Genomic DNA, 23751 nt, shown 5'->3' on the forward strand with positions numbered 1-23751 from the left:
CTGGGTGCGGTGCCGGCGGCGGCGAGCGTGCCCCATGGCCGCGGCCGCCGGTAGTGAGGAACGGCATGGGCGGGGAATGACGAAGGTCACCGCGGCGCTCGCCCGGCTGGGCTCCGCGGTCGACCCGCGGCGCCGGCTGGCCGCCGCGGTCGGCTGGTCGACCGCGCTGGTGTCCCTGGCCGTCGCCCTGGCCGTCGGGTCCTGGACGATGCGCGACGCCCGCCAGGCGCTGGAGCGCGAGATCGGCCTGCTCTACGCCGCGCACGCCCAACGCCTGATCGACACCATCGACACCAACCTGGCCGGCCGCCGGGAATGGGTGGCGGCCTCGGCCGCCCTGATCGGCGGCCGGGACGGCGGGCAAGACGGCGGGCAAGACGGGGGTCTCGCCGGCCCCGACGCCGAGCGGGCGCTGCAGGACCTCAAGGCGGCGCTGGGCGACATCGAATGGGCGGGCATCATCGACCTCTACGGCCGGGTGACCGCCGGCACCGACGGCATCCTGGTCGGCCACGCCGTCGGCCTGCGGCCGTGGTTCACCGGCGCCTTCCTCGGGCCCTACGTCGGCGACGTCCACCGCGAGCTGCTGCTCGACCGCCTGCTGCCGCCCCTCAGCAACGGCGAGCCGCGGCGTTTCGTCGACCTCTCCGCGCCGATCCTCGACCGGGCCGGCACCATCCGCGGCGTGCTCGCGGTGACCCTGGGCTGGTCGTGGATCGAGGCCTTGCAGCGCGGCGCGCTGGCCACCATGAAGGGCCGGCCCGGCGCCGAGGTGCTGCTGCTGGGCATCGACGGCACGGTGCTGTTCGGCTCGCCGCGCACACCGCGCGGCGCGCGCATCGACCTCGCCCACTACCCCTTCGGCACCGCCCACAGCGTCGGCGACGGCATGTTGAGCGGCATCGCCCGCTCCGGCGGCTTCGGCGCGTTTCCCGGCCTGGGATGGAGCGTCATGGTGCGCGAGCCGGTGGCGACCGCCTTCCGCACGGCGGACCGCGCCTCGGCCTCGATCTTCGTCGCCATCGCGCTGGGCGGACTCGTCGCGGCCCTCGCCGGCGCCTGGATCACCAGCCGCATCATGCGCCGCCTCGCCGCCATGGCCGAAGCCGCCGACGATCTGCGCAGCGGCCGCAGCACCGTGTTCGAGGCGCCGAGCGGGGCCGACGAGGCGGGACGGATCGGCCGCTCCATCGCCTCGCTGGTCGGCACCTTGCAGCGCGCCAACGCCACGCTCTCCGCGGTGAACGAGGCCCTGGACGCCCGCGTCGCCGAGCGCACCCGCGAGATCGAGCGGCTGGGCCGCGAGGCCCAGCTCGCCGCCATCGTCCGGGAGCGGCTGCGCATCTCGCGCGACCTGCACGACACGGTGGCCCACACGCTGCTGGCGCTGCTGACGCAGATCCGCCTGATCCGCCGGCTGGCGGGCGTCGATCCGGCGCGCCTGCCCGAGGAGATCGACCGGGCCGAGGAGGCGGCGCGCGACGGCCTCGCCCACGCCCGCAACGCGGTGGCGCAGCTCCGCTACACCCCGGTGCGCGACGACGGCTTCGGGCCGGCCCTGCGCCGGCTGGCGGACGACGCCCAGGACCGCTCGCCGGCGCGGATCACCTTGGCGGTGGACGAGCCCGCGCAGGGCCTGTCCGGCCAGCCCGCCGAGACCGTCTACCGCATGGTCGAGGAGGCGCTGCGCAACGCCGTCCGCCACGCCGACGCCACGCGCATCGCCGTCGAGGCCGGCGTGGAGCGGAGCGGCTGCGGGGCGCTGGTGCTGCACGCCGCGGTGCGCGACGACGGCGCCGGCTTCGACCCCGACGCCGGCCGGCCCGACCATTTCGGCCTGGTCGGCCTGCGCGAGCAGGCGGAGCTGATCGGCGCCCGGCTGACCATCGCCAGCGCGCCCGGCCAGGGCACCCGCGTCACCGTCCGCGTCGCCGTGGCGCAGGCGCCCTCCCCCGGGTCCGGCTGAGCCGGCCGGCGGTCACGCCGCGGCGCCCTCCTCCAGGCTGCCGCCGAGGAACAGGTGGCCGACCCGGGGATCGGCGAGGATCGCCGGGGCGGTGTCGAACATCCGCGTCTGCCCCAGCTCCAGCACCAGCCCGTAGTCCGACACGGCGAGGGCCGAACGGGCGTTCTGCTCGATCATCAGCACGGTGACGCCGCGGTCGCGCTGCTCGCGCAGGAGACGGAAGGTCTCCTCCACCATCATCGGCGACAGGCCGATCGAGGGCTCGTCGATCAGGATCAGCGTCGGGTCGAGCAGCAGACCGCGGACGATCTCCAGCTGCTTCTGCTGGCCGCCCGACAGGGTCGAGGCCTGGCGGTCGGCCTTGTCGCGCAGGGCGGGGAAGCGGTCCAGCGCCGCCTCGATGCGGGCGGGGACGTCGGTGATGCGGCGCCCGGCGGCGACCGCCCCGAGCTCGACGTTGTGGCGCACCGACAGCTCGGGAAAGATGTTGCGGCCCTGCGGGACATAGCAGATGCCGGCCTCCAGCAGCGCGCGCGGGGTGCGGTTGGTGATGTCGCGGCCGTCCAGGGTGACGGTGCCGCGGCGCGCCGGCAGGAGGCCGAAGACGGTCTTGAACACGGTCGACTTGCCGGCCCCGTTGGGACCGATCACCGTGGTGATGGAGCCGCGCGGCACGGCGAAGCTGGTGCCGTTGAGGATCGTCATCTTGCCGTAGCCGGCGACGACGCCGTCGAGGGTCAGGATGGGCTGGCCATTCATCCGGTCGTTCATCTGGTCGTTCAGCGGAGGGCCCTCCTCAATGGCCGAGATAGGCGTCGATCACCGCCGGATCGGCGCGCACCGCGTCGGGCGTGCCCTCGGCCAGCACCCGGCCTTCGGCCATGACGACGACGCGCGAGCACAGGCTCATCACGAAGTCCATGTTGTGCTCGATGACGACGAAGGTGGCGCCGAGCTCGCGGTTGATCGCCTCCAGCCGCTCCTTGAGGGTGGCGAGCATGGTCAGGTTCACCCCGCCGGCCGGCTCGTCCAGCAGCACCAGCCGGGGACCGGCCATGAAGGCCATGGCGGCGTCCAGCAGCTTCTGCTGGCCATAGGACAGGCCGCCCGCCTTCTGGTCGGCGAGGTGCTCCAGCTTGAAGAAGGCGATCATCCGCTCCGCCTCGTCGCCGAGGCCGGCGTCGCGCCGGCCGAACAGGCGGCGCATCATCGTTGCCTTGTGCTCCTGCCCCGCCAGGATCAGGTTCTCGCGCACCGACAGGTTGGGAAAGACCTGCAGCAGCTGGAAGGTGCGCGACACCCCCAGCCGGTTGAGCCGCGACGGGTCGAGGCCGGTGATGACCCGGCCGTCCAGGCGCACCTCGCCCTCGTCCGGGCTCAACTGGCCGAGGATGCAGTTGAACAGGGTGGACTTGCCGCAGCCGTTGGGGCCGATCAGGCCCAGCACCTCGCCCTCCTCGACGTGGAACGAGACGCCGTCCACCGCCGTCACGCCGCCGAAGTGCTTCTTCAGGCCGTCGACCTCGAGAACGCGGGCCATCACGGGGATTCCTGCCGGAGGACGGGGCGGGCGGCGGCGCGGGCGGCGGCGGCGCGGCCTTGCGAGCGGTGGTCGAACCAGCGCTCCACCAGCCCGAGCAGGCCGGTCGGGCTGACCATGAGGAGGCCCAGCACCACCGCGGCGTAGATGATCAGGTACCAGCCGCCGGTGGCCCGCAGCAGCTCCGGCAGCATGTAGGAGAAGAAGGCGCCGACGAACGGCCCGAAGAAGGAGCCGGCGCCGCCGGCGACCACGGTCAGCACCAGCACGAAGGAGGCCGACAGGGCGAAGGGGCTGGGGTCGATGAACTCGACCAGCGGCGCGTAGAGCGCCCCGGCGGCGCCGCCGTAGGCGGAACCGATGGCGAAGGCCAGCAGCGTGTAGGCGCGGATGTCGACGCCGAGGCTGGCCGCCCGCACCGGGTTCTCGCGGATCGCCTGGAAGGCGCGCCCCCAAGGCGAGCGCAGCAGCCACCACATGGCGAGCGCCAGCGCCACCGTCACCGCCAGGACCAGGCGGTAGAACGCCAAGCCGCCGCGGAGATCGGCGCCGAACAGCACCGGGCGCGGGATGTTGGCCAAGCCGTAGACGCCGCCCGTCAGCCATTCCTCGTTGCGGGCCACGAGGTAGACCAGGGTCGCGAAGGCCAGGGTCACGAAGGCCAGATAGTGGTGCTTGACCCGCAGCGCCGGGAAGCCCAGCACCAGGCCGACCAGGAACGTCAGCCCGCCCGCCGCCGCGAAGGCGGCGGGCAGCGGCCAGCCCGCCTTCGCGGTCAGGAGCGCGCTCGTGTAGGCGCCGATCCCGAGGAAGGCGCCCTGGGCCAGCGAGGTCAGGCCGGCGTACCCCAGGGTCAGGTTGAGGCCCATGGCGGCGACCGACATCACCAGCCACAGCGACGCCACGTAGAGGCCGTAGCTCTTCAGCCCCGCCGGCGCGAACCACAGGATCGGGGCGGCGACGAGGATCGCCAGCACCGTGGCGTCGGCGCGCCGGGCGAGCGAGATCGGGCTCATACCGTGCGCTCCTCCTTGCGGCCGAGCAGCCCTTCGGGCTTGACCAGGATGACGGCGACCAGCACCACCAGCGGCACCGCGGTGCGGTAGGCGCTGGAGACGTAGGCGGCGGCCAGGTTGTCGACCAGGCCGATCAGGAAGCCGCCGGCCAGCGCCCCGCGGATCTGGTTGAAGCCGCCGACGATGGCGGCGATGAAGGCGGCCAGCCCGATGGTCTCGCCGTTGGAGAACTTGGCGAGGTAGACCGGCGAGATGAGGTAGGAGGCGATCAGCGCCAGCACGGCGTTGATGAGGAAGGTCAGCAGGATCATGCGCTCCACCGGCACGCCGAGGATGCGCGCCACCGTCGGGTTCTGCGCGGTGGCCTGCATGGTGCGCCCGGTGCGGGTGCGGGTGATGAAGGCCTGCAGGCCGGCGATCACCGCCACCGCCACCACGACGATGGCGACGTCGCGGGTCGAGACGGCGGCCCCCAGCAGCGACAGGGTGCCCTCGGGCACCAGGGAGGGGAAGGGCTGGGCCTCGGCGGAGAAGCCGTTCTTGGCCGATTCCTTCATCAGCACGGCCAGCGCCATGGTCGCCATGGCGAGCGGCAGCACGCCGAAGCGCTGCATCGGCTGGACCAGGAAGCGCTTGAAGCCGAAGCCGAACAGCAGCACGAACGCGAGCGACCCGACGACCACCGCCGCCCAGAAGGGCAGCCCCGCGTGCGCCCCGGCCAACACCAGGATGGCGGGCAGCATGACGAACTCGCCCTGGGCGAAATTGATGGTCTGCGAGGTCTGCCAGACCAGCGTGAAGCCGATGGCGGCCAGCGCGTAGATGGCGCCGGTCGCCAGGCCGGCGACGACGAGCTGCAGGAACTGGTCCATGTCGGCCTTTCCGGGCGGGCGTGCGCCCGCGACGGGGAGAAGAAGGGCCGGCCCCGCCCGATCGACGGCCGGCCCGGAGTGTGGCAGGCCCCCGGTCGGGGCCCTACCGCCGGGTCAACGAGCGGCCGATCACGGGTTGATCATCGGCAGCGTCGCCTTGACCACCGGCTTGCCGCCGACGATCTCCACCAGGAAGCTCTCCCGGTCGACGTCGCCGGTGTCGGTCCACTTGGTGTCGAGCAGGATGTTGGGCTCCTGCGCGACGTCGATGCGGGCGCCGTGCAGCGCCTCGGCGAAGGCCTGGCGGTCGAACGTGCCGACGCGCTCGGTGATCGTCTTGACGGTGTAGACGGCGGTGTAGCCCTTGATGCCGTTGTGGTCGGATTCGAAGCCGTAGCGCTCGCGGTACTTCTTGCCGAACTCCGCCAGGCGCGGGTTGCGCTCGTCGACGAGCAGCCCGACATGGCCCTTCACGCCGTTGGCCGCCTCGCCGGCCAGCTCGACCACCTTGGCGCCGAGCAGGGTCGTCTCGCCGATGATCGGCTTGTCGATGCCCTGCTGGCGGGCGGCGCGCAGGAAGCGCGCGCTCTCCTCCTCGTTCAGGTAGACGAAGACGGCGTCGGCGCCGGCGTTCTTGACCTTGATGGCGTCGGCCGCGAAATCGGCCTGCCCGGACTCCGTGGCGATGTCGGCGGCGATCTGGATGCCGCGCTTCTGCAGCTCGGGGATCATGGAATCCCGCCCGCCCTTGCCGAAGTCGTTGTTGATCCAGACGATCGCCACCGACTTCGCCTTGATCTCGTCGCGCAGGTAGTTGGCCAGCTTGGGCATGGCGTCGGCCTGGTTGAGCGAGGTGCGGAAGATGTAGGGGTTGCCCTGGCGGGTGAAGGCGGCGGCCTCGCCGCCGACGATCTGCGGCACCTCGGCGCGCTGCGAGATCTGCATCGATGCGCCGATCGGCCCGGAGAAGATCGGCCCGAGGATGACGTAGGCCTCCTCGTCGATCGCCCGCTGCACCGCGGCGCGCGTGCTGCCGGGGTTGGTCTGGCTGTCGTAGTGGACCAGCTCGATCGGGCGGCCGAGAATGCCGCCCTTGGCGTTGATCTCCGCGACGGCCAGCTCGGTCCCGTTTTTCCAGTTGGTGCCGGCGGGGGCGCCGGGGCCCGACAGCTCGATCACGTCGACCAGCTTCACCGGGTCGGCGGCCAGCGCCGGGCCGGCCACGAGCGCCGCCGCCAGCGCGAGGCCGGCCGCGATCGTCTTGCTCTTCATCTCTGTGTTCCCTCCCTGTCCAGAGCGAGGCGGGGCGTTCGCCCTCATCTCGACCGCGGAGTATCGTCATGCCGCCGACGCCGCAAAAGCTGACAAGGGTCACATCGCCGCGTGACGAAAGTCACGCCCGTGGACGATCCGGGTCAGCGACCGTGCCGCGGCGCGCGCACCGCCTTCACCGCCAGTTCGGTGCGGGACTGCACGCCGAGCTTCTCCATGATGCGGCTGACGTAGTTCTTCACCGTCCCCTCGGCCAGGCACAGCGATCCCGCGATCTGCTTGTTGCTCTGGCCGCGGGCGACGAGGTCGAGGATGGCGTTCTCGCGCTCGGTGAGCTCGGGCAGGCGGTCCGGCTCCGGCGGCTCGGCCGGGCGGGAGCGGCGCAGCGCCTCGAACAGCTTGCGGGTGACCGGCGGGGAGATCCGCGCCTCGCCGCGCATGACGCCGCGGATGGTGTCGAGGATGTCGTCCTCGGACGCGTCCTTCAGGAGATAGGCGGCGGCCCCCGCGGAGATGGCGCCGAACAGCAGGTCGTCGGTGTCGAAGGTGGTCAGCACGACGATGCGGGTGGCGGGAAACTCGCCGAGGATCTGCGTCATGGCGGCGATGCCGCCGAGGCGCGGCATCTGGATGTCCATCAGCACGACGTCGGGGCGGTGGCGCCGGCACAGGTCCACCGCCTCGGCGCCGTCGGCCGCCAGCCCGACGATCTCGAGGTCGGGCTCCAGCGACAGCAGGCTGGCGAAGGCCCGGCGGATCAGCTGCTGGTCCTCGGCGATGACGATGCGGATGCGGTCACCCGCGGCGGGCTCGGTCGGGTCGGTCAGTGCCATGGCGGCTCCGGCGGCGGACGGACGCCGAGTGTCGTGGCCGCGGCCGTCGGGATCAAGGGTTTCGGCATGCCGGCCATGAGCGCGCCCAAATCCCTTGCGCACGCCGGCGGGTTGGCGTCCCTTCCCCCGACGGGAATTGTGCGGGAGCGGACGGCGATGCGACGGCGGATGGCGGACGGCGGACGGCGGGCGGCGGGGCGGTGACGGGCCGATGATCGACGATCCCCTGTTCTATCTGGCGGCGGTGCCGGCGGTGATCCTGGTCGGGCTGTCCAAGGGCGGCTTTTCCGGTCTCGGCGCGCTGGCCCTGCCCCTCATGGCGCTCGCCGTCGACCCCGTGCGCGCCGCCGCCATCATGCTGCCGATCCTGCTGGTGCAGGACGCCGTGGCGGTGTGGTCCTACCGGCGCACCTGGGACCGCCGCAACATGGCGATCCTCGTGCCCTCGGCGGCGCTCGGCATCCTCGCCGGCTACGGGCTGGCGGCGCGGGTGCCGGGCTCGGCGGTCGAGCTGGCGCTCGGCGTGATCGCCGTCGTCTTCGGTGCGCAGCGGCTGCTGCTGGAGGCCGGCTCGGCGCCGGTGGCGCCGGCGGCCGCGGGGACGGCGGCCGGCTGGTTCTGGGGCGCCGTCGCCGGCTTCACCAGCATGATCGCCCACGCCGGCGGCCCGCCCTTCCAGGTCTACGTCATGCCGCAGCGCCTGCCGCGCGACGTCTTCATCGGCACCAGCGTCGTCTTCTTCGCCCTGGTCAACTGGATCAAGGTGCCGGCCTACGCCGCCCTCGGGCAGTTCACGGCGGACACCCTGCTGACCGCCGCCGTCCTCATGCCGCTGGCGGTCGTCTCGACCCGGGCCGGGGTGCACCTCGTCCGCCGGGTCGACGGTAAGGCCTTCTACATCGTCGTCTATCTGCTGCTGATCGGGCTCGGCCTCAAGCTGCTGTGGGACGGCGCGGCGGCCCTGTAGGCGCCGCCCCCGACGCACCGCTGCCCCCACCCTGCCCCGCCCCCGGCGGGTCCGGCGCGCCGCGCCCGGACTGTGAGAATTCGCACAGGCGCCGCGTCCGCGCCCGGTCAGGCCTCGTCGCCGAGCACCGCGTCGATGGCGGCGCGCAGGCGGCGCAGGCGGTCGCGGTCGGCCGTCGACACGGCCTGGCCGCGCAGCGCCGCCAGCGCCGCCGGGTCCTTGGCCACGGTGCGGGCGGTGCGCAGCAGGGCGTCGAGCGCCGCCGCGGCGCCGCCGCGCGGCCGGCGCGGCGACGGCGCGCCGGACCCGTCGGGGGCGGGCAGGGCCTCGCGGCGGATCGCCTCCCACAGGGCCGCCTGGCGCGCCGGGTCCTTCTCGGCGGCCAGCCGGTAGAGGCGGTAGCGCGCCGGCGCCGGCCGGACCTCGGGCAGGGCGCTGCGGATCGCCTCGGGGAGGTCGAGCAGCTTGAGCGTGCGGTTCACGTCGGCGCGGTCGCGGCCGACGATGGCGGCGAGCGCCCCTTGCGAATAGCCGTGCCGCTCCATCAGCCCGCGGAAGGCCGCCGCCTCCTCGACCGGCGAGAGGTCGGCGCGGTGCAGGTTCTCGATGAGCGCGATCTCGTCGGCGTCGCCGGTGGTCACCACGGTGCCGAAGATGGTCCGCCGGCCGAGCAGGCGGACGGCGCGCAGGCGGCGCTCGCCGTAGACGAGTTGCCAGCGCCCCGGCTCGAGCTGCTTCAGGCCGACCGGCTGCTGCAGGCCGTGGCGGTCGATGGAGTCGGCCAGCGCCCGCAGCTCCGCCTCGTCGAAGTGGCGGCGCGGCTGGTCGGGGTTGGCGACGATCCGCTCGACGTCGGCCTCGACGATCTGCGGGCCGTTGCGCGAGGCCCGGAAGAGGGGATCGACGCTGTCGCCGACGGTCTTGAGGAAGGCGGTGTTGGGCTTGATCTTAGGCGGCATGGACGGCCTCCAGGCGCTTGGCGCGCTCGGCGACGATGGCCTCGACGACGGCGTCGTAGACCTCGCGCCCGGGGAACTCGGCGGCGGCCAGCACCGTCGGCAGGGCCGCGGCGTTGGCCTGGGAGAAGGTCGTCGAGCGCGGGATCGGGTCGAAGATGCGGAACGAGTCGTAGCGGCTCTGCATGGCCTCCAGCATGGCGCGGTCGCTGGTGAGGCGGGCGCTGTACATGCTGGGCAGGATGCCGAGCACCGAGAGGGTGGCGTTGGTGCGGCGCTGCACCTTGTTGATGGTGCGCAGCAGATACTCGATGCCGATGATCGCCGGCATCTCCGGCTGGCAGGGGATCGCCACGCAGTCGGCCGCCGAGATGCCGTTGACCGTCAGCATGCCGAGGTTGGGGGCGGTGTCGACGATGATGTAGTCGAACAGCTTCTGGGCGTCGGCCAGCAGCTCGCGCATAGTGAGCGCCCCCAGCGGCTCCGACATCAGCTCCGCCTCGACCTCGCTCAGGCTGATGCTGGAGGGCACGATCTGCAGGCCGCTGTCGAGGGTGAGGACGACGTCGGTCAGCGCCACCTCGCCGCGGATGACGTTGGTCAGGGTGCGGCGACGGTCCTGCAGGTCCATGGCGTTGACGCCGACGTGCAGGGTGGCGTTGGCCTGCGGGTCCAGGTCGACCAGCAGCACCGAGGCGCGCCGCGCCAGCAGGGTCGCCAGGTTGACGGCCGTCACCGTCTTCCCCACCCCGCCCTTCTGGTTGGCGATGGCGACGGTGAGCGCCGGCCCGCCGCCGAGCTCCACGCCCTTGGCCTCCTGGCGCAGCAGCGCCTGCACCGGCTGCGGGATCGCCTCGGCGCCGCTCTCCCAGCGGCTGACGCGGCGGTTGTCGTAGCGCCGCTGCAGCCGTTCGTTGAGCCACGCCGCGAAGGCCGCCTGGTTCAGGCCGCGGCGCTCCCGGAACGCCTTCATCGTCTCGCCGCGCATCCGCCCATCCTCCCCGGCCCGACCGTCGCCGCCGACTGTAGGAGTTGACGAAACTCCGGTCAACGAGTTGACGGCGCCGCACCGGTGGCGCGGCGGCGGGTGTGGCGTTGGCGCTACAGCGGCGGCGCTGCAGCCGTGGCGCCACGAGGGCAGGGCGGGGTGTGAGAATTCGCACAGCCGCGGACGGGGAGCGGGGGAGGGCGGGGCGACCGTGACCGACCGGGCAAAGCCGCATAGGATGGGTCCCGCGCACGCGTTCACCCCAGGAGACCGCCCGATGAGCCTCGACACGCTGAAGGACTGGATCGGCCGCGCGGAGGAGCACCTCGACGTCGCCACCGCCGCCCCGCTGGCCGGGCTGGCCGCCACCCTCGACCACCGCGATCCGCCCTGGCGGGCCGGCGAGGTGCCGCCGCTCGGCCACTGGCTCTATTTCCTGCCGCGGGCGGCGCAGGGCGAGATCGCCGCCGACGGCCACCCCCACCGCGGCGGCTTCCTGCCGCCGGTGCCGCTGCCGCGCCGCATGTGGGCGGGCGGGCGGCTCGACTTCGCCGCGCCGATCCGCGCCGGCGAGGCGCTGCGCCGCCGCTCCACCATCGCCAGCGTCGAGCCCAAGAGCGGCCGGTCGGGCGCCATGGTGTTCGTGACCGTGCTGCACGAGATCTTCACCGAGGCGGGCCTGGCGGTGCGCGAGGCGCACGACATCGTCTACCGCGAGGCGCCGCGGCCGGGCGAGACGCCGCCGCCCGCCGATCCGGCGCCGGCGGCGGCGTGGCGGCGCCCGGTGACGCCGGACCCGGTGCTGCTGTTCCGCTTCTCGGCCCTCACCTTCAACGGCCACCGCATCCACTACGACCGCGCCTACTGCGAGTCGGTGGAGGGCTATCCCGGGCTGGTGGTGCACGGGCCGCTGACGGCGACCCTGCTGGTCGACCTGTTCCTGCGGGAGAACCCGGGGACCCGGGTCACGGCGTTCCGCTTCCGCGCCCGCCGGCCGCTGTTCGACGTCCACCCCTTCACGCTGTGCGGCGCCCCGAGCACCGGCGGCGCCGCCCTGTGGGCGCTCGACCACGCGGGGCAGGTCGCCATGACGGCCGAGTTGGAGGCCGCCTGAACGGCGCCCCGGCGGGGCGCCCGGCGGCGGCCGCTCAGCCCTTGCGGCGGGCCAGCAGCGGCTGGACGACGCGGTGGACCAGCGGGATCAGCAGCGCGCCGACGGCCAGCCCGAACAGGCCGGACCCGGCCGCGCCGACCAGCCATTCGACCGCCGCGGCGACGCCCGGCACGGCGTGTCCGGCGGCCGCGGCGGCGGCGTGGATGGCGTGGCCGATGGCGGTCATCCCGTAGCCTTCGAGCCCGTGGACGATGATGCCGCCGCCCACCCACAGCATGGCGGCGGTGCCGACGGCGCCGAGCGCCTTGAGGAAATAGGGCATGCCGCGGACCAGGCCGCGGCCGAGCCCGCGGGTCAGCGGGCGCAGAACCCGGTCGGCGGCACCGGGTTCGGCGGCACTGGGCTCGCCGTCGCCGCGCCGGCGCAGGCCGAGCAGGGTGGAGGCGGGGCGGTCGTTGCCGGCGAGCGACAGGCCGGCGTCGTCCGCCTTGACGATCAGCGCCACCGCCCCGTAGACGCCGACGGTGATGCCGACCCCGACCACCGCGAGGATCAGCGCCTGGCTCCACACCGACGCGGTCTCCTCGGCGACGGTCGACAGGGTGATCGCCATGATCTCGGCGGAGAGGATCAGGTCGGTCTGGATGGCCCCGCTGACCTTCTCCTCCTCGAGCTGGCGGGCGCCGGCCGCCGCCGGCGGGACGACGCCGCCGGTGCCGTGATGGCCGGCGTGCGGCCACAGCGCCTCGTAGACCTTCTCCGCCCCCTCGTAGCACAGGAAGGCGCCGCCCAGCATGAGCAGCGGCGCGATGGCCCAGGGGGCGAAGGCGCTCAGCAGCAGGGCCGCCGGCAGCAGGTACAGCAGCTTGTTCTTGAGCGAGCCGACGGCGATCCGGCCGACGATCGGCAGCTCGCGCTCCGCCGCGAAGCCGACGACGTAGCGCGGCGCCACCGCGGTGTCGTCGACGACCACGCCGGCGGCCTTGGCGCCGGCCCGCGCCGCCTGCCCGGCGGTGTCGTCGAGGGATGCGGCGGCGACCTTCGCCAGGCCGACGACGTCATCGATCAGGGCGATCAATCCGGTGCTCACGGGGCGGGCTCCACCAGGCCAGGCGTCATGCGACGCGAGAACACCCGCATCCATAGGGCGTTCCCACGGCCCCGTTCAAGCCCGGCGATCGGGCGGGCCGTCCGGCGCCGCCACCTCGGGCCGCAGGTCGGCGAGGTAGGGGCTGTCCCGCCGGCCGGCGGCGATGGCGGCGCGGTCGACGGCGGCGACCAGCAGTTCCTCGCCGCGGTCGGCCCGGGCGCGGTCGCGCGCGTCGGGGCCGACGACGGCGCTGAGCCCGCAGTAGGTGAGCGTTCCCTCGCCGCCGCAGCGGTTGGCGTAGGCGACGAAGAGCTGGTTCTCCCAGGCGCGCGCCGGCACGACGGTGCGGGCGACGACGTCGTAGGGCGCCATCAGCGCGGTCGGCACGGCGATCAGCTCGGCGCCGTCGCGGGCGAGGCGGCGGGCCAGTTCCGGGAACTCCACCTCGTAGCAGATCAGCACGCCGACCCGCAGGCCGGCCACCGCGACCACCGGGGCGAGCCGGTCGCCGGGCGCGAAGGCGGCGCGGTCGAGATCGCCGTAGAGGTGGGTCTTGCGGTGGTCGAGGCGCGCCGTGCCGTCGGCGTCGACCAGCCGCACGGCGTTGTACACCGCCCCGTCCGCGCCCCGCTCCGGGTAGCCGTAGAGCAGCGCCACGCCGCTGCGCCGGGCGATGGCGGCGGCGCGCGCCGCCGCCGGCCCGTCGCGCGGCTCGGCCAGGCGCCGCACCGCGTCGGCGCCGATGGCGTAGCCGGTCAGCGCCATCTCCGGCGCCACCAGCAGCCCGGCGCCCCGGCGGGCGGCGGCCGCCGCCGCGCGCTCCAGCCGGTCGAGGCCGCCGTCGGCGGTCTGCCACAGGGCGACGCGCGGGGCGCTCACGGCCGGGTCGCCGCCTTGCGCCGGGCGAGCGCGTGGGCGGCCAGGCAGAGCAGCTCGAACAGCATCTGGGCGCCGGCCTGGGCGGTGTTGGTGGTGGGGTCGTACTGCGGCGCCACCTCCACCACGTCGCCGCCGACGACGTCGACGCCGACCAGGCCGCGCAGGATGGCCAGCGCCTCGCGGCTGGTCAGGCCGCCCACCTCCGGCGTGCCGGTGCCCGGCGCGAAGGCGGGGTCGAGGCAGTCGACGTCGAACGAGACGTAGACCGGCCCGTCGCCGACCACGGCGCGGGCGCGCTCGACCACCGCGGCGACGCCCATCTCCGGCACCTCCTCGGCGTGGATCACCGTCATGCCGCTCTCGTAGGAGAACTCCCAGAGGTACTCGGCGGCGCCGCGGATGCCGATCTGGACGGTGCGGGTGGGGTCCAGCACGCCGTCGAGCACCGCCTGGCGGAACGGGCCGCCATGGTGGAACTTCGCCCCCTCGTAGGGGCCCGAGGTGTCGCAATGGGCGTCGAGATGGATCATCCCGACCGGCCCTGCGCGCCCCACCGCCTTGAGGATCGACTGGCTGATGGAATGGTCGCCGCCCACCGCCAGCGGCACCACGCCGGCGTCCATGACGCGGTGGAAGAAGGCGGCGATGCCGGCGTGGCAGGCCGCCAGGTCGAAGCGGCTGTCCATCGGCACGTCGCCGACGTCGGCGACCGCCAGCCCGGCCGACGGCACCATGCGCAGGGCGTGCTCGTAGGGGCCGATGCGCTCCACCGCGCGCACCGCGCGCGGGCCCAGGCGGGCGCCGGCGCGGTTGGTGACGCCGAGGTCCATGGGCACGCCCACCAGCGCCACGTCGAGCCCGCCGAAGTCCGGCCGCTCCGGGGCGTCGGGCCGGAACGGCGCGTCAAGCAGGGTGGCGACACCGGCGAACGGCCAGGTGCGGCGGTCGCCGTCGGTGAACTGCAGGGCGGCGATGCGGGCGAACTCCGGGTCGTGGAAGGCGTTGCCGGCCGCCTCGCCGTAGCGGGCGCGCAGGCGGGCGAGCGTCTCGGGATCGATCATGGCGGGCACTCGGGATAGGAAGGGGGTCAGTCGTGACGGGTCCACGCGCCGAGCAGGCGCGGCAGGTCGCCGAAGCGGGCGATCAGGCCGAACACCACGCCGGTCAGCGCCACGAACAGCACCGCCACCGCCGCCATGGTCGGCGTGTAGCCGTAGCGCAGCGCGTTGAAGATCTTGATGGGCAGGGTCTCCATGGTGAACCCCACGGTCATGTAGGCGACGATGTACTCGTTGAGGGACAGGACGAAGGCGAAGGCGAAGCCGGAGACGACGTAGGGCGCCACCATCGGCAGCACGACGGTGCGCAGCACCGTGCGGTCGTCGGCCCCCATGGTCGCCGCCGCCTCGACGTGGCTGCGGTCGATGGCGGCGAAGCCGAGCGACAGGGTGACCAGGGGCAGGGTCACGAAGAACACGGCGTGGCTCACCACCGCCGTCCAGGGCTGGCCGTAGACCCCCAGCGTCGCCCAGAAGCTGAGGAATCCCAGCGCCGTGATCACCGGCGGCAGGATGAACGGGGCGAGCCCCAGCACCTCGACGGCGCGCGCCCAGGGGGCGCGCCAGCGCCACAGGAACCAGGCCAGCGGGAAGGCGACCAGCACCGCCAGCGCCGCCGACAGGGTGGCCAGCGCCAGGCTGTTGACCAGCGCGCCGCGCCAGCCGGCGTCGGTGAACACCGCGCCGTACCAGGCGAGCGACAGGCCGTGCGGCGGGAAGTCGAGCGACTTCCGGGCGTTGACCGAGACGCCGGCGACCACCAGCAGGGGCGAGGCCAGCACCAGCGCCACCAGCGCCGCCATCAGGCGTCCGGGCAGCCGCGCCATCATCCCGCCTCCGCGCGCCGGCCGGCGTAGAGGGCGAGGCCGACCAGGGCCAGGCACACCAGCACCAGGAACACCGCCATGGCGGCGGCGAAGGGCATGTTCGACTGGTAGACCGCCTGGTCGGTGATCAGCACCGACAGGGTCCAGTGCTGCGGCCGGCCGAGGAGCTGCGGCAGCAGGTAGGAGCCGAGCGCGAAGACGAACACCATGATGCCGGTCGAGACGATGGTGTTGCGCAGGGCCGGCACCACCACCGTGAAGAAGGCCCTGGGCGGCGAGGCGCCGAGCGTGCGCGCCGCCTCCACCAGGCCGGGATCGAAGCGGGCCAGCGCCGGGTAGAGCACCAGCACCGCGTAGGGAAAGGCCTGGTAGGTGAGGCCGGCCAGCAGCGCGCCGAAGCCCGGCGCCAGGGCGGTGGGCGCCGCCATCAGCCCGAGGGCGGCCAGCAGGTTGGTGACCCCCGCCGTGCGCGACAGCAGGGTCGACCAGGCGAAGCCGATGATCACCTCCGACAGCGACAGGATCGACAGGAGGAAGACCAGCCAGCGCACCTGCGCCCGGCGCGGCAGGCGCACCAGACGGTGGGTGAAGGGGAAGGCCAGCGCCAGCGCCAGGACGGCGACCAGCCCGGCCAGCAGCAGCGAGAAGCCCAGCACGCCGCCGAAGAAGGCGGAGAGGAAGCGCTCGTAGTTGGCGAACACCAGGTCCGGCTCGTAGAAGCCGCCCTGGATGCGCCGGGCCACGCTGACGCCGACCATCAGCCCGAACGGCACGACGAAGAAGACCAGCAGCATCAGCGCCGGGAACAGGATCGGCGCGTGCTCGGCGAGCGTGCGGGGGGCGCGGCGGATCATGCCGCCGCCTCCGCCGCCGGCGCCGCGGCGCCGGCCGCCGGCGGCAGCACGACGCAGGCCGGGGCCGGCAGCTCCAGCCACAGCGGCGCCCCGGGGGCGACGGCCGGGCGGTCCTGCGGCCGCACCACGGCGACCAGCTCCTGCCCGCCAGCCTCGACCCGCAGCTCGACCTGGGCGCCGAGGTCGCGCACGAAGCTCAGCCGGCCGGCCAGCCGGTTCGGCCCGTCGCCGTCGCCGCGCACCGCCACCTCCTCCGGGCGCACCGACAGCAGCACCTCGCCGGCCGGCGGCAGCCCGGACAGCTGGAGGCGGCCGCCCGGCACCGCCAGGGTGCCGGCGCCGTCGACCGTGCCGCGCAGCAGGTTGGTCATGCCGATGAAGTCGGCGACGAAGGCGTCGGCCGGGCGGCGGTAGACCTCGACGGGGGCCGCCGCCTGGTGGATGCGGCCGTGCGACATGACCACCACCAGGTCGGCCATGGTCATCGCCTCGCGCTGGTCGTGGGTGACGACGATGGTGGTGACGCCGAGGCGCTGCTGGAGCTGCTTCAGCTCGATCTGCATGGCCTCGCGCAGCTTGGCGTCCAGCGCCGACAGCGGCTCGTCCAGCAGGAACAGCCGCGGCGACAGGGCGAGCGCCCGGGCGATGGCGACGCGCTGGCGCTGGCCGCCCGACAGCTTCGCCACCGGCCGGTCGGCGAGGCCGGGCAGGCGCACCAGCTCCAGCAGGCCCGCCACGCGCCCCCGCGCCTCGGCGGCGGCGACGCCGCGGATGCGCAAGGGGTAGGCGACGTTGTCGCCGGCGCTGAGGTGGGGGAACAGGGCCAGCGACTGGAACACCATGCCGAAGTCGCGGCGGTGCGCCGGCTCGCCGGTGATGTCGCGCCCGTCGAGCAGCAGGCGGCCGCCCGACGGCTCCTCCAGCCCGGCGATCATGCGCAGCAGCGTGGTCTTGCCGCAGCCCGAGGGGCCGAGCAGGCAGACGAAGGTGCCGTGCGGGATGCGCAGGGTGGCCCCGTGCACCGCCACCACCGACCCGAACCGCTTGGTCAGCCCATCGAGGACGAGCGCCGACATGAAGACCTCTCGTGCGGGGAGGGGAGGGGGGCGTCGCGTCGGTCCCCCCTCCCGGCCTCCCCCCACTGACGCGGGGGGAGGAGAAAGACCCTCCCCCGCGTCAGTGGGGGAGGGGAGGGTGGGGGTCCGCCGCGACCATCCCCGTCACCCCACGATCATCTCCGTCCATTTCTGGTTCAGCCAGTCGGACTTGCTCTGGTAGAGGTCGTAGCGCGGGACGATCGGCGGGATGTCGGAGGACACCGCGGCGAACTCGGCGTCGCTCAGGTCGGTCAGGGCGCGCGGCACCGTCGGCGCGGTGCCGACCTTGCGCGACAGCAGCGCCTGCACCGACGGCTGCGCCATGTAGTCGATGAAGACGTGGGCGAGGTCGAGCGCCTTGGACGCCCGCGACACCGCCCAGCTGCCGCTGTCGTTGATGCCGCCCTCCTTGGGGAAGGTCGAGCGCACGGGGTGGCCGTCGGCCGCCGCCAGGCCGGTGACGTCGTGATAGTACTGGCCCATGGGGATCTCGCCCGACTTCAGCGCCGCCTCGAACTGCGCCTCGTCGCGGTACCAGAGGCGGACGTTGTCCTTCAGCTCGGTCAGCTTCGCGAAGCAGTCGAGCTGGCCGGCCTCGCTGTCGAGGTGGCCGGTGCCGCCGAAGAAGGTGGCCGCCGTGACCTCCAGGAGGAAGGAGTTGCTGACCAGCGCCAGCAGGCCGAGCCGGTCCTTGTTGGCGGGGTCCCACAGGACGGCCCAGGAGTCCGGCGCCGTCGGGTAGGCCTGGGTGTTGGAGACCAGGGTGACGTACCAGGACACCGCGCCGACCCCGGCGAGGCGGCCGTCGGGATAGGTGTTGCGCAGGTGGGCGGCGACCTTGTCGGCGTTGGGCAGCCGCTTGGGGTCGAGCGGCGCCCACAGGTCGGTGGTCATGCCCTTCAGCATGGTGGTCTGCGACATCATGGAGACGTCGGCCGGCGCCTGGCCGGCGCGCGCCGCCTGCTCGAGCTGCACCAGCCAGGCCTCGCCGGTCGGCTCGGCGATGCCCTCCACGGTGATGCCGGAGGCCCTGGTGAACTCCGGGAAGATGTGCTTGTCGAAGGATTCCTTGAAGTAGCCGCCGTAAACGCCGACCTTCAGCGTCTTGTCACCGGCCCGCACGACGGCGGGACGGCCGAGGGCGGCGGCCGCCGCCAGCGTGCCCGCGCCGGCCAGCAGCGTGCGCCGGCCGATCCGTCCGAAACGTCCCGTTCCCTTGGTCGTCATGGTCCCGCCCCCCTTGCGTTCGTGTCATTGAGCGCCCGACAACCGTCGCGGAAAAATGACGATGTGCCGTAGCTCACTTGGATCCCCGTCGAAGTGATCGGGCCGGCGTCCGGAACCGCTGTCGCTGGGGCATCTCCGGCCCGCTTCCGTCTGTTGGAGCTGCTGTCGCTGCCAGCGGGACCGCGGCGGATGCGGAACGGGAGGATGGACGTGATCGGGACGATACGACAGGTGCTCGTCGGCGCCGTTCAGGGATGGGTCGCGCACAACGCCATGAGCATGGGCGCCTCGATCGCCTTCTACACCGTGTTCTCGCTGACGCCTCTGGTCGTCCTGGTGACCGCCACCGCCGGCGCGGTGTTCGGCGACGAGGCGGCGCAGGGCGCCCTCTACGGCCAGCTTTCCGAAATGGTCGATCCGGAGGTGGCGCGCGCCATCCAGGGCCTCGTCGCAAGCGCCGGGACCACGCAGGCCGGCCTCCTGGCCGGCGGTCTGAGCATCGTGACGCTTCTCGTCGGCGCCACCACGGTGCTGGCCGAGTTGCAGGCGGCGCTCGACCGGATCTGGGAGGTGGCGCCGTCGCAGGAGTCGACCCTGTCCTGGATCGTGAGGGTCCGCCTGAAGGGGCTGGCGCTCGTCGCCGCCTTCGGCTTCCTTCTCATCGCCTCGCTCTTCGTGAGCGCCGCCCTGTCGGCCTTCGGCACCTGGATCAAAGGGCAGGTGTCCGCGCTTGCCACCTTGGCGTGGGGTCTGGACAGCCTGTCGTCCTGGATCGCGTTCACGCTGATGTTCGCGCTGATCTACCGCATCCTGCCGAATGCGCGCATTTCCTGGCTCGACATCTGGCTGGGAGCGGCGGTGACCGCGCTGCTCTTCCTTGTCGGCAAGCTGCTCATCGGGCTCTATCTCGGGACCAGCGGCATCGCGTCGGCGTACGGGGCGGCCGGTTCCTTCGTGCTGATCCTGATCTGGGTCTATTACTCCAGCACGATCTTCCTGTTCGGGGCGGAGATCACGCGCGCCTATTCCGAACACGCCGGCAGCCGTTCGGCGCGGTGACGGCGGCCGCTCGGCGCGGGCAGGCTCGCCGCCACCCCGGGTGCTTCTGCCTGGGACACGCCGCAGAAAGCGCGCGAACGGGGATATGTCCGCATTGAACCGCACCGGGTTTGCCGGAGGCGATTTTGCTTGAGTCACGCCGCCATGGCGACGTCCTCGGTTTGAGCATAGTAGCGCGCCTCGGCCTCGGCGACGCCCTGTGCGAGGCTGTCGAGAGATTGTTGCGCCGGGAGGCCGAAACGGAGTCATAACCCAGCCGTTATCTTCGCCAGCAGCTTGCAGGGGGCGGAGATGGAGGCGAGTTCGGGACGCGAACAACTCGGCACCTTCATCAGCGAGAGCGCGACGCCGACGACAAGGCGGACCATTGGCGCCCTGTGCGTCGCCTACGTCCTCGCGACGCTCGCGGTTCTTCCGTTCGCGGCCAAGCCCGGTCCGGTCATCCCGGCCGTCACCACCACCTTCGGCGCCGGCGTGCTGATCGCGGACCTCTGCACTGGCTACCTGCTGCTCGTCCAGTTCCGCGCCGTCCGCTCCGCATCGCTGCTCCTGCTGGCCGCCGCCTACTTCTACAGCGCGGCGATGGCGCTCCTGCACGTGCTCAGCTTCCCCGGGGCGTGGATTCCTGACCGCCCGCTGATCGGCACCCCCCAATCGGTCGGATGGCTGTTCGTCGTCTGGATCCTCGGGTTTCCGCTCCTCGTCCTCGCCGCCATCCTCGCCGAGGCCTGCCGCGGCGAATGGAGGATCGCCCCCGAGCGCACCGGCGGCGTCATCGGCGCCGCCATGGCGGCCGTGCTGGCGTTGGTGGTCCTGCTTGCGCTGGTCGCAATGACAGGACAGGGCTGGTTGCCGCCGGAACTCCAGGGCAATGTCTTCGCTGCTTGGGCACACGCCGTGTCATGGACATCCATCGCGCTCTCGACGGCCGCCTTCCTGCTGCTCTGGCTGGTCACGCGCGGCCGCAACGTCCTGTTCGGCTGGCTCGGCGTCGCCCTGGTCGCCTTCGCCGCCTTCAACGCGCTCGCGATCGCGGGCGGTGCGCGATACACCGTCGGGTGGGATCTGAGCCGGGTCAGCGGCTTCATCTCCGCCATCCTGCTGCTGGTGTTCTTCCTCGGCCAGTTCGCCAGGCTTCACCGCTCGCTGCGCGAGGCCAACGAGACCCTCGAACGCCGCGTCGCCGACCGCACGGCCGACCTCGAAACGTCGAACCAGCGGCTGCGGAAGGCGCTCGACGAGCGGAGCCTTCTGCTGCGCGAGGTCTACCACCGGGTCAAGAACAACCTTCAAGTCATTGACAGCATAATCGCCATTGAGGCGTCCGGCCTGAGCGGCCCCCCTCCCAACGATGTCTTGAACGATCTGCGTCGCCGCATCAACGCTCTTGGCCTCGTCCACCAGCAGTTGATGACGTCGGACGATTTGGCGACCTTCGATGTCCGCTCCTTCCTCGCAGAACTCGGGCGCAACCTGATGGCTTCGAGCGGCAACGAGCGGCGCACCATCAGCATCTCCGCGGAAGCCGACGCCCTGACGGTCAACCTCGACTTCGCCATTCCACTCGGCCTGCTCGTGACGGAACTGGTGTTGAACGCCTTGAGGCACGCCTTTCCCGAAGGCCGTGGCGGCGCGGTGCTGGTTCATCTTCGGCGATGCGCGGACGACACTCTGCTGCTGTCCGTATCCGACAACGGCAACGGGTACGAAGCAAGTGGTGGAACCCTGGGGACGAATGACGGGTTGGATCTGAGCATTGTGGAGGCCCTGGTTGTCCAATTGGAAGGGGAGATAGCCGTGTCGAACATTGGCGGAACCAAGATCGAAATTCGGATGCCGCCACCCGAAATCGCGCCATGACGGATGAGCACATCTGCGTCTTGATCGTCGATGACGAGCAGTTGATCGCTCTCGCCTTGACCCTCACCCTCCGAGAAATGGGCCTTCGGGTCTGCGGAACCGCCGCCACCGCGGCGAAGGCCGTGGAACTGGCGCGGATGCACCGCCCTTCCCTGGTGCTGATGGACGTCCGGCTGAAGGGGCAGGCCGACGGCGTGGACGCTGCGCTCGAAATCCGTCAGACACTCGGCCCGTCCATCATCTTCATCACCGGGTCGCGGGACCCCGAAACCGTGAAGCGCATCCACCAGGATCACCCCGCGGGGGTCCTGTTCAAACCCATCATGCCCAATGACCTGAAGGCCGAGATCGACAAGGCGCTCTTCAGCAGGTCCGTTGATCCCTGAACCCAGCGTCGTTGGCGGCTGGCCCGGAGCCGCTCGCAATCGGCCAACGCCTCGATCGGCGAAAGCAAGAAGGGCCGCCCATTGGCGGCCTTTCACGTTCAGCCGGTTTATGTAGGGGCTGGCGGAGACGGCAGCCCCTTTTGCGTTCCCGGGCCATGCGCCCCTTCCGGCGTATGGCTTCGGCGTTCCGGGACTCGCCTTGCCCATCGGCGGTTGCCGATGTCGTCGCGGGCCTGCCGGCGGGTGCTCGCCTGGGAAGGGAAACGAGACCGTATGGTGCAGTTCAGGCTTCCGACACACTCGCGCATCAGCGAAGGACGGCGGATCGATGCGGCGTCCGGAGCGCGGAGGCCGCGAGCCTTCCGCATCTATCGCTGGAATCCGGACGACCGGCAGAATCCGAGGCTGGACACCTACGTCGTCGACACATCCAAGTTCGGCCCCATGGTCCTGGACGCGCTCATCCACATCAAGAACGAGATCGACAGCACCCTGACCTTCCGGCGCAGCTGCCGCGAGGGCATCTGCGGCAGTTGCGCGATGAACATCGATGGCACGAACACGGTCGCCTGCCTGAAGGCCATCGAAGACGTGAAGGGCGACGTCAGGATCTACCCCCTGCCGCACATGCCCGTGATCAAGGACCTCGTGCCCGACCTGACCCACGTTCTGGCGCAGCATGCCTCGATCAAGCCATGGCTGCAAACCCAGAGCCCCGCGCCGAGCCGCGAACGCCTGCAGTCGCCGGAAGACCGCGCCAAGCTGAACGGCCTCTACGAGTGCATCCTGTGCTTCTGCTGCTCGACCGCGTGCCCCAGCTACTGGTGGAACAGCGACCGTTTCCTGAGCCCGGCCGTCCTCCTGTGGGCCTACCGCTGGATCGTCGACAGCCGCGACGAGATGACCGGCGAGCGCCTCGACAATCTCGAGGACCCGTTCCGCCTCTACCGCTGCCACACCATCATGAACTGCACCAAGGCATGCCCCAAGGGCCTCAACCCGGCCAAGGCCATTGCCGAGATCAAGAAGCTCATGCTCAGGCGGCGCTGATCGCGCGCGGACTCCCGCCTGCTGGCCGTCGGACGTACCGCTTGCGACGCGTGACGCGCGCAGCGGCCCGCTGCTGTTGCAGTGCAGCACGAAAGCGGGAGACCATCATGAGCCGCTCCTTCGAGAGCATGGTCGGCGTCGTCACGGGGGCATCCAGCGGCATCGGCCGCGCGACGGCGCACGCGCCCGCCCGGCGCGGCGCGTTCGTCGTGCTGGCGGCATGGCGGACGGACATGCTGCACGAGGTCGAACGGGAATGCCGGGACCTCGGCGGCGTGGCCGTGGCCGTGCCGACCGATGTGACGGACGAGCACGCGGCCGAACGGCTGGCGCGCAGCGCGCTGGCCCGGTTCGGCCGCATCGACGTGTGGTTCAACAACGCCGGGATCGGCGTCTTCGGACGCCTCGAGGACCTTCCCACCACGGTCTGGCACCGCGTGATCGAGACCAATCTCTTCGGTTACGTCCACGGCGCCAAGGCGGCATCGTGATCGGCGGTGCCGGAAGGGTCGGCGCGCTTGCGAAACGGATGGCGCCATCCTTGATGACGCGGATGAACGGACGGGCTCTCCATAACGGCTTTCTCGCCGACGAGCCCAGTCCGGAAACCACGGGTGCGGCGTTCGCGCCGATGCACGACGAGCTGCGGGTGCGCGGCAACTGGCGCACGGGACCCAGCAATGGCGGCGTGCCGCTCGCGATGGTGGTGCTGATCGGTCTGCCGCTGGGACTGATGGCGTGGAGCCGGTTGCGCCTGCGCATGGAGCAGAGCCGTGCCTGACGGCGTGGCGGCGAAAGCGTGGCCATGGGCTTGCCGTCCATGGGCGCCGCGGCGCTTGC

At 72.3% G+C, this 23751-nt stretch carries 24 protein-coding genes; 9 read left to right on the forward strand and 15 right to left on the reverse strand.

Going from position 1 to position 23751, the window contains the following annotated elements; all coding sequences use genetic code 11:
• Positions 1 to 76 precede the first annotated feature (76 nt).
• Complete coding sequence (locus ACSBPG_RS05425; protein ID WP_435536101.1) at positions 77 to 1966, forward strand: histidine kinase; 1890 nt, start codon at positions 77 to 79, stop codon at positions 1964 to 1966.
• Between the two features lie 12 nt (positions 1967 to 1978).
• On the opposite strand, the gene ACSBPG_RS05430 is transcribed toward ACSBPG_RS05425, so the two are convergent.
• The 6 genes from ACSBPG_RS05430 to ACSBPG_RS05455 all read right to left on the reverse strand — a co-directional run bounded on the left by ACSBPG_RS05430 (position 1979) and on the right by ACSBPG_RS05455 (position 7499).
• Entirely contained in the window at positions 1979 to 2737 is a 759-nt protein-coding gene (locus tag ACSBPG_RS05430) for an ABC transporter ATP-binding protein (RefSeq protein WP_435536102.1), read from the reverse strand.
• A 25-nt stretch (positions 2738 to 2762) separates the two neighbouring features.
• Entirely contained in the window at positions 2763 to 3506 is a 744-nt protein-coding gene (locus ACSBPG_RS05435; protein WP_435536103.1) for an ABC transporter ATP-binding protein, read from the reverse strand.
• The gene (locus ACSBPG_RS05440) at positions 3506 to 4522 is read right to left on the reverse strand and encodes a branched-chain amino acid ABC transporter permease (protein ID WP_435536104.1); all 1017 of its coding nucleotides are present in this window, start codon (positions 4520 to 4522) and stop codon (positions 3506 to 3508) included. The genes ACSBPG_RS05435 and ACSBPG_RS05440 overlap by 1 nt, the downstream gene beginning before the upstream one ends.
• Positions 4519 to 5394 (reverse strand): branched-chain amino acid ABC transporter permease, encoded by an 876-nt coding sequence (locus ACSBPG_RS05445; protein ID WP_435536105.1) that lies wholly within the window; start codon positions 5392 to 5394, stop codon positions 4519 to 4521. The genes ACSBPG_RS05440 and ACSBPG_RS05445 overlap by 4 nt, the downstream gene beginning before the upstream one ends.
• A 129-nt stretch (positions 5395 to 5523) precedes the next feature.
• The gene (locus ACSBPG_RS05450; RefSeq protein ID WP_435536106.1) at positions 5524 to 6666 is read right to left on the reverse strand and encodes an ABC transporter substrate-binding protein; all 1143 of its coding nucleotides are present in this window, start codon (positions 6664 to 6666) and stop codon (positions 5524 to 5526) included.
• 143 nt (positions 6667 to 6809) lie between these two features.
• The gene (locus ACSBPG_RS05455; RefSeq protein WP_435536107.1) at positions 6810 to 7499 is read right to left on the reverse strand and encodes a response regulator; all 690 of its coding nucleotides are present in this window, start codon (positions 7497 to 7499) and stop codon (positions 6810 to 6812) included.
• Between the two features lie 211 nt (positions 7500 to 7710).
• Here ACSBPG_RS05455 and ACSBPG_RS05460 point away from each other — a divergent pair, with 211 nt between their 5' ends.
• On the forward strand, positions 7711 to 8466 hold the full coding sequence (locus ACSBPG_RS05460) for a sulfite exporter TauE/SafE family protein (RefSeq protein WP_435536108.1): 756 nt from the start codon (positions 7711 to 7713) through the stop codon (positions 8464 to 8466).
• A gap of 107 nt (positions 8467 to 8573) precedes the next feature.
• On the opposite strand, the gene ACSBPG_RS05465 is transcribed toward ACSBPG_RS05460, so the two are convergent.
• The gene (locus ACSBPG_RS05465; protein ID WP_435536109.1) at positions 8574 to 9425 is read right to left on the reverse strand and encodes a ParB/RepB/Spo0J family partition protein; all 852 of its coding nucleotides are present in this window, start codon (positions 9423 to 9425) and stop codon (positions 8574 to 8576) included.
• Entirely contained in the window at positions 9415 to 10410 is a 996-nt protein-coding gene (locus ACSBPG_RS05470; protein ID WP_435536110.1) for an AAA family ATPase, read from the reverse strand. Before ACSBPG_RS05470 ends, ACSBPG_RS05465 begins: the two co-directional genes overlap by 11 nt.
• A 277-nt stretch (positions 10411 to 10687) precedes the next feature.
• Here ACSBPG_RS05470 and ACSBPG_RS05475 point away from each other — a divergent pair, with 277 nt between their 5' ends.
• The gene (locus ACSBPG_RS05475) at positions 10688 to 11524 is read left to right on the forward strand and encodes an FAS1-like dehydratase domain-containing protein (RefSeq protein WP_435536111.1); all 837 of its coding nucleotides are present in this window, start codon (positions 10688 to 10690) and stop codon (positions 11522 to 11524) included.
• Between the two features lie 34 nt (positions 11525 to 11558).
• Here the strand turns inward: ACSBPG_RS05475 and ACSBPG_RS05480 are convergent, their stop codons facing one another.
• The 7 genes from ACSBPG_RS05480 to ACSBPG_RS05510 all read right to left on the reverse strand — a co-directional run bounded on the left by ACSBPG_RS05480 (position 11559) and on the right by ACSBPG_RS05510 (position 18556).
• Positions 11559 to 12614: a DUF808 domain-containing protein gene (locus ACSBPG_RS05480; protein ID WP_435536112.1), complete on the reverse strand. Its 1056-nt coding sequence runs from the start codon at positions 12612 to 12614 to the stop codon at positions 11559 to 11561.
• A gap of 75 nt (positions 12615 to 12689) precedes the next feature.
• Positions 12690 to 13493, reverse strand: coding sequence for a carbon-nitrogen hydrolase family protein (locus ACSBPG_RS05485; RefSeq protein ID WP_435536113.1), 804 nt, complete (start codon positions 13491 to 13493; stop codon positions 12690 to 12692).
• Complete coding sequence (speB, locus tag ACSBPG_RS05490; RefSeq protein WP_435536114.1) at positions 13490 to 14554, reverse strand: agmatinase; 1065 nt, start codon at positions 14552 to 14554, stop codon at positions 13490 to 13492. Before speB ends, ACSBPG_RS05485 begins: the two co-directional genes overlap by 4 nt.
• 26 nt (positions 14555 to 14580) lie before the next feature.
• Positions 14581 to 15378 carry an ABC transporter permease gene (locus tag ACSBPG_RS05495; protein ID WP_435536115.1) on the reverse strand — a complete coding sequence of 266 codons (798 nt, stop codon included), beginning with the start codon at positions 15376 to 15378 and terminating at the stop codon, positions 14581 to 14583.
• The gene (locus ACSBPG_RS05500) at positions 15378 to 16232 is read right to left on the reverse strand and encodes an ABC transporter permease (RefSeq protein ID WP_435536116.1); all 855 of its coding nucleotides are present in this window, start codon (positions 16230 to 16232) and stop codon (positions 15378 to 15380) included. Before ACSBPG_RS05500 ends, ACSBPG_RS05495 begins: the two co-directional genes overlap by 1 nt.
• Positions 16229 to 17308, reverse strand: coding sequence for an ABC transporter ATP-binding protein (locus ACSBPG_RS05505; RefSeq protein ID WP_435536117.1), 1080 nt, complete (start codon positions 17306 to 17308; stop codon positions 16229 to 16231). The genes ACSBPG_RS05500 and ACSBPG_RS05505 overlap by 4 nt, the downstream gene beginning before the upstream one ends.
• A 144-nt stretch (positions 17309 to 17452) precedes the next feature.
• A complete protein-coding gene (locus tag ACSBPG_RS05510; RefSeq protein WP_435536118.1) occupies positions 17453 to 18556 on the reverse strand; it encodes an ABC transporter substrate-binding protein in 1104 nt (367 codons plus the stop codon).
• A gap of 204 nt (positions 18557 to 18760) precedes the next feature.
• Here ACSBPG_RS05510 and ACSBPG_RS05515 point away from each other — a divergent pair, with 204 nt between their 5' ends.
• From ACSBPG_RS05515 to ACSBPG_RS05540, 6 genes are all read left to right on the forward strand, one after another.
• Positions 18761 to 19615: a YihY/virulence factor BrkB family protein gene (locus ACSBPG_RS05515; protein ID WP_435536119.1), complete on the forward strand. Its 855-nt coding sequence runs from the start codon at positions 18761 to 18763 to the stop codon at positions 19613 to 19615.
• 291 nt (positions 19616 to 19906) lie between these two features.
• Positions 19907 to 21475, forward strand: a complete 1569-nt coding sequence (locus tag ACSBPG_RS05520; protein WP_435536120.1) for a sensor histidine kinase — start codon at positions 19907 to 19909, stop codon at positions 21473 to 21475.
• On the forward strand, positions 21472 to 21861 hold the full coding sequence (locus tag ACSBPG_RS05525) for a response regulator (protein ID WP_435536121.1): 390 nt from the start codon (positions 21472 to 21474) through the stop codon (positions 21859 to 21861). The genes ACSBPG_RS05520 and ACSBPG_RS05525 overlap by 4 nt, the downstream gene beginning before the upstream one ends.
• Positions 21862 to 22134: 273 nt before the next feature.
• On the forward strand, positions 22135 to 22911 hold the full coding sequence (locus tag ACSBPG_RS05530) for a succinate dehydrogenase iron-sulfur subunit (RefSeq protein ID WP_435536122.1): 777 nt from the start codon (positions 22135 to 22137) through the stop codon (positions 22909 to 22911).
• A gap of 107 nt (positions 22912 to 23018) precedes the next feature.
• On the forward strand, positions 23019 to 23402 hold the full coding sequence (locus ACSBPG_RS05535; RefSeq protein WP_435536123.1) for an SDR family NAD(P)-dependent oxidoreductase: 384 nt from the start codon (positions 23019 to 23021) through the stop codon (positions 23400 to 23402).
• Positions 23403 to 23452: 50 nt separating this feature from the next.
• Entirely contained in the window at positions 23453 to 23692 is a 240-nt protein-coding gene (locus ACSBPG_RS05540) for a hypothetical protein (protein WP_435536124.1), read from the forward strand.
• Positions 23693 to 23751 lie beyond the last annotated feature (59 nt).

This window comes from Azospirillum sp. ST 5-10, assembly GCF_051225715.1.
GTDB lineage: Bacteria > Pseudomonadota > Alphaproteobacteria > Azospirillales > Azospirillaceae > Azospirillum.